The 4,646-nt window shown below is 72.0% G+C and carries 6 protein-coding genes; 4 read left to right on the plus strand and 2 right to left on the minus strand.

Annotated features, from left to right (window positions below; all coding sequences use genetic code 11):
- A partial coding sequence (locus A8G18_RS19510; protein WP_157100860.1) for a condensation domain-containing protein occupies positions 1-1,442 on the minus strand: 1,442 nt, incomplete at its 3' end.
- 542 nt (positions 1,443-1,984) lie between these two features.
- Here A8G18_RS19510 and A8G18_RS19515 point away from each other — a divergent pair.
- Positions 1,985-2,572, plus strand: coding sequence for a hypothetical protein (locus tag A8G18_RS19515; RefSeq protein WP_064065182.1), 588 nt, complete (start codon positions 1,985-1,987; stop codon positions 2,570-2,572).
- 7 nt (positions 2,573-2,579) lie between these two features.
- Here the strand turns inward: A8G18_RS19515 and A8G18_RS19520 are convergent, their stop codons facing one another.
- On the minus strand, positions 2,580-2,921 hold the full coding sequence (locus A8G18_RS19520) for a hypothetical protein (protein WP_016934708.1): 342 nt from the start codon (positions 2,919-2,921) through the stop codon (positions 2,580-2,582).
- Positions 2,922-3,140: 219 nt separating this feature from the next.
- Between A8G18_RS19520 and A8G18_RS19525 the strand changes: the two genes are divergently transcribed.
- From A8G18_RS19525 to A8G18_RS19535, 3 genes are all read left to right on the plus strand, one after another.
- Positions 3,141-3,479, plus strand: a complete 339-nt coding sequence (locus A8G18_RS19525) for an RNA polymerase-binding protein RbpA (protein WP_006554802.1) — start codon at positions 3,141-3,143, stop codon at positions 3,477-3,479.
- Between the two features lie 258 nt (positions 3,480-3,737).
- Complete coding sequence (locus tag A8G18_RS19530) at positions 3,738-4,127, plus strand: chorismate mutase (protein ID WP_064065183.1); 390 nt, start codon at positions 3,738-3,740, stop codon at positions 4,125-4,127.
- A 7-nt stretch (positions 4,128-4,134) separates the two neighbouring features.
- Positions 4,135-4,646 (plus strand): anthranilate synthase component II (locus A8G18_RS19535; protein ID WP_167352115.1); only part of this gene is annotated, 512 nt, incomplete at its 3' end.

Genomic DNA, 4,646 nt, shown 5'->3' on the forward strand with positions numbered 1-4,646 from the left:
GCGGTGACCGGGCGGGGCAGCTCCGACCGGTCGGGGGCGCCGGCGAGCTGCTTCCGCCAGTAGTCGGCGGTGGCCGCGGCCCGGCGACGCTGCTCCGCCAGTGCCACGCTGGCCGGATGGATCGCGGTGACCGCCCGGCCGGGTGCGCTGCGCAGGAACTCGCCGAGCAGGTCGACGAACCGGTCGTGGTGGGTGTGCAGTTCGTCCTCGTCGTAGCGGTGCGGGTTGCCGCGGAAGTCGAGATAGGTCCGTGCCGGGTCGCCGCTCTGATAGATGTTGACCAGCAGGTCCTCGACGGGACCGGAGGTCATGATGTGGAATTCGCCGCGGATGTCGCCGAGCACGATCTCCTGCCGGAACAGCATGACGTTGACCATCGGCCCGGCATAGCGGTGCGGGTCGCCGGCCGCGCCGGTCTCGCGGCGGATGTCCTCGAGGCTGAACCGCTGGTGCCGCAGCGCCCCGGTGAGCTCGAGTTGCACCCGCCGCACCAGATCGGTGCGGGTGTCGCCCGGGTCGAGGAAGATGCGCAGCGGTGCGGTGTTGACGAGCATGCCGCCGGAGCGGCGGGCCACGGCGGTGGTGCGGGCGAAGACCGGCAGGTTGATCATCACGTCGTCGCGGCCGGTCAGGCGGGCCAGATAGCACGCGAACGCCGCGACCACCGCGGCCGTCGACGACAGGCCCGGTTCGTCGTCCACGGCGGTCAGGGCGTCGACGAGTGCGTCCGGCAGGGTGCGGCTCGACAGCAGCGACACCGCGGCGGTGGGGGCGTCGCGCCGGGCCAGGGTGGAGCCGTCCTCGAGTCCGGCGACCCGTTCGATCCAGTAGTCGCGGTCGGTGCGGTAGCGCTCGGAGGTGCGGTACTCGCGGTCCCAGTCGTAGAGGGCGCGCAGGTCGGCGGCGCGGGACGGTGCGGGTTCGCGGCCCTGCACCTGCGCGGTGTACAGCGCGGCGATCCGGTTGACCATCGTCATCGCCGCGAACCCGTCGAGGGCCACGTGGTGGATGCGGGCGTACCAGAGGAACCGGTCGTCGGCGACCTGCAGGAGCGTCATGTTCACCAGCAGGTCGGTGGCCAGATCGACCGGGGTGGCGTAGTCGGCGGTCATCCAGGCGTGCGCCGCCGCCATCGGGTCGGGGTGACCGCGGAAGTCGAGCAGTGGGATCTCGGTGCGCTCCTCGACGGCGGGGTCGACGTACTGGACGGGCTCACCGTCGACGTCGACGACCCGCAGATAGGCCGACTGGAACTCGGCGCCGGCGCGGTATCCGCAGCGGCGCAGCAGATCCAGGTCCGGGGCGCCGCGCAGATCGACGTACTGCGCGATACACACCGGCACCTCGGGTGCGAGCTGCTGCGCGAACCAGATGGCTCGTTGCGCGGACGACAGTGGAAAAGCTCCGGCCGGTATCTGCGGACGACGGTGTCGCAGCGACATGTCCCCTCCGAAAGCGATGTTGTTGGCCGTGATCGGCGTGTGTCCCCCGACATCGCGTGCGAGGGGCGACCCCGGTGCCGCCGGGCGTGCGGCGCCGCGATCGGACCCCCGTTCGATCGTATACTCCCGTGTGACCGGGACCACACAACAAGCTAGACCACCCGTCCGGGTGGTACGACCGGATTGCGGCGACGGCCGCGCCGGCACCCGCCGCGGCGCCTCCGGCGTCTCCGCCCCACCACCGCCACGGCCCCCCGGAAGCGGGGGTGACCTCGGAAATCGGTGGCTCTCCACGGCTTTCGTCGCGTTTCGATAACGTTTTCCCGGTGTGCGGGAGGATTGTCCTGTTCGTGACGGGCGTGACGATCGGGAACGTGTGCGAACCCGGATCGGGCTCGGCGGAAACGCCCCGAAACCGGACAGTGCTCCTTATTCTCGAAGCCGGCCGTCATCTTCGTGGCCCCGCGCCGCGACCCGTGCGTGACCGGATCGCGACCGGATCGTCTCGCCCGCCCGCTCGCCCCCACTCGAAGGAGCCCGAGATGTTGCGTCGCCGATCCGCACCGCTCGCCGCCGCCCTGCTCGCCGCCGCCCTGCTGACGGTCCCGGCCCGGGCCGCCGCCGACCCGGCCCCGCCGGGGGTGCCGCTCGACCGGCTCCGCGCGGAGGTCGCCGACTCCCCCGAGACCCTCGCCGCGCTCGAACGACTCGTCGCGGAGTCCGGCTCGGCGGATCCGTTCGCGCCGCCGCCGAAGAACATCCCGCAGCCGTTCACCGCGCCCGCCCCGACCGTCGGTCCCGGTTGCGGCGGCGGCCTCGTGCCGTTCGCGATGACCAACGCCTGGGTGCATCCCGGCCCGCACGGTCAGGTGCCGTCCGGGGCGATCGAGGTGTTCGTCGAACCCACCGCCGGGGCGCCGGTCGCCGGCTCGGACCTGACGTTCGTGTGGATGAACATGGAGAACTTCCGCGCCGGGGTCGCCACCCTCGCCAACCACGGGGGCGGACTGCAATCGACGGTCGTCGACACCGGTCCCGGCGCGGTGATGGGCGCCCTGTTCGGCTCCCTGCAGTACACGAACGGGGCGTTCTGCCAGGTCGTCTACACCATGGGTGGTTTCTTCGTCTGAGCCCGTGTCAGCGCAGGCGTTCGGCGTCGCGGGCCAGGTCGAGCAGCTCCGCGCACAGCGCGGTCAGTTCGCCGGCGGCCGCGCCCTCGGCGACCGCGGTGGCCACGTCCTCGGCGGCGCAGCGCACCCGGAACGCGCGGTCGGCGAGCGCCTCGACCTCGGCGGCGGTGAGCACCACCGCGTCCGCGGGCAGCCCGGCACGGCGGGTGCTGCTGCGCTGCTCGTAGGCGCGTTGCCGGCACGACTGGCGGCAATAGCGCCGCCGCCGCCCGGTGCCGATCTCCGGTACCGGGCGCCCGCACCACAGGCACGTGCTCGCTCGCGTGTCACGTCCGGTCACGAGCGTCACTGTACTGCCCGGCCCCACCGCCGCCCGGGCGGTGCGGACACCGGTGCGGACACCGTGCGCGCGGCTGGGCGGCGGGTCGGTAGACTGGCACCTCGGCTCCTCGGTGGGCCGCGGGAACGGAATCGGCTCCGTCGACGTTGAGCACAGTGGACGTCGGGCTCGGCGTCGATGCCGCACGGCATCGTCACCCGGGCGGAGCACACAAGGAAGGACACCACCATGGCAGATCGTGTACTGCGAGGCAGCCGACTCGGGGCGGTGAGCTACGAGACCGACCGCGACCACGATCTGGCGCCGCGGCGAATCGCGCGCTACCGCTGCGACAACGGCGAAGAATACGACGTGCCGTTCGCGGACGACGCGGAGATCCCCGGCACCTGGATCTGCAAGAACGGGCTCGAAGGCACGCTGGTCGAGGGCGCCGCACCGGAGCCGAAGAAGGTCAAGCCGCCGCGCACCCACTGGGACATGCTGCTCGAGCGCCGCTCCGTCGAGGAACTCGAGGACCTGCTCAAGGAGCGCCTGGACCTGCTCAAGGCCAAGCGCCGCGGCGCCTGACAGCCGCCCCGCCCACTCGCACGTGTGCCGCCCCGGACGATCGTCCGGGGCGGCACACGCCGTTTCCGGGCCCGGAACCACACGCCGGACGGGCGGGTGGTCCCGCGAATTCGGTTGCGGCCCCGCCACGAATCGATCAATCGTCGATATCGCCCTCGCGGTGCGTGCAATCATGATCGCACGCCGACCGACCATGATCGGCACGCCTGATCCTCGACCCCGCGCCGGTGTTCCGGCGGGTCGTCTGCAAGGGGGTGAGTGTCCGTGACCGACCGTCACCACACCGCGGCGGAGGCGCCGCCGGCACAGGCCGCCGCCGACGAATTGGCCGATCTGCGAGCCGAACTCGACGACATCGACCGGGCTCTGCTCGACGGGGTCCGCGCCCGCCTCGAGGTGTGCGGACGCGTCGCCGAACTCAAGCAACGCCACGGCCTCGACGTGATGCAACCCGGTCGCATGGAGGTGGTGCACCGCCGCGCCCAGGACTACGCGCACCGGCACGGCCTGTCCGGCGACTTCGTGCGGTCGCTGTACACCCTGCTCATCGACGAGGCCTGCCGGGTCGAGGACCACATCGTCTCCGGTGGTGACATCGCGGACCGGATCCCCTCCGGTCGTCGCCGCGGCGTCGACGGCACGAACTGAGGTCGTCGTGTCCGCGCCCCGCCCGATCCGCACGGTGTTGATCGACAACTACGATTCGTTCACCTACAACCTCTACGATCTGATCACCCGCGTCAACGGCGTCCCGCCGCGGGTGATCACCAACGACCGCGGCTGGGACGAGCTCGTCGCCGAACCGTTCGACAACATCGTGATCTCCCCCGGCCCGGGCCGACCCGACCGGGCGCGGGACTTCGGGATCAGCGCCCGCGCCCTCACCGACGCGGGGGTGCCACTGCTCGGGGTGTGCCTCGGCCATCAGGGACTGTGCCAGTTGTTCGGCAGCGCCGTGGTCACCGCCCCCGAACCGGTGCACGGCCGCACCAGCCCGATCCTGCACGACGGCACCGGTCTGTTCGCCGGCCTGCCCTCCCCGTTCGAGGCGGTGCGCTACCACTCGCTGATCGCCGACCCGGTCCCCGCCGACCTCGCCGCCACCGCCCGGACCCCGGACGGTCTGCTCATGGCCGTCGCGCACCGGCACCGCCCGTTGTGGGGGGT

The sequence above is a fragment of the Rhodococcus gordoniae genome (genome assembly GCF_001646655.1).
Classification (GTDB): domain Bacteria; phylum Actinomycetota; class Actinomycetes; order Mycobacteriales; family Mycobacteriaceae; genus Rhodococcus; species Rhodococcus gordoniae.

What these genes read in the sequence shown, in the direction of transcription:
- A8G18_RS19515 (WP_064065182.1), top strand. Translation starts at nt 1,985, where the DNA reads ATGTTGCGTCGCCGATCCGCACCGCTCGCCGCCGCCCTGCTCGCCGCC.
- A8G18_RS19525 (WP_006554802.1), top strand. Translation starts at nt 3,141, where the DNA reads ATGGCAGATCGTGTACTGCGAGGCAGCCGACTCGGGGCGGTGAGCTAC.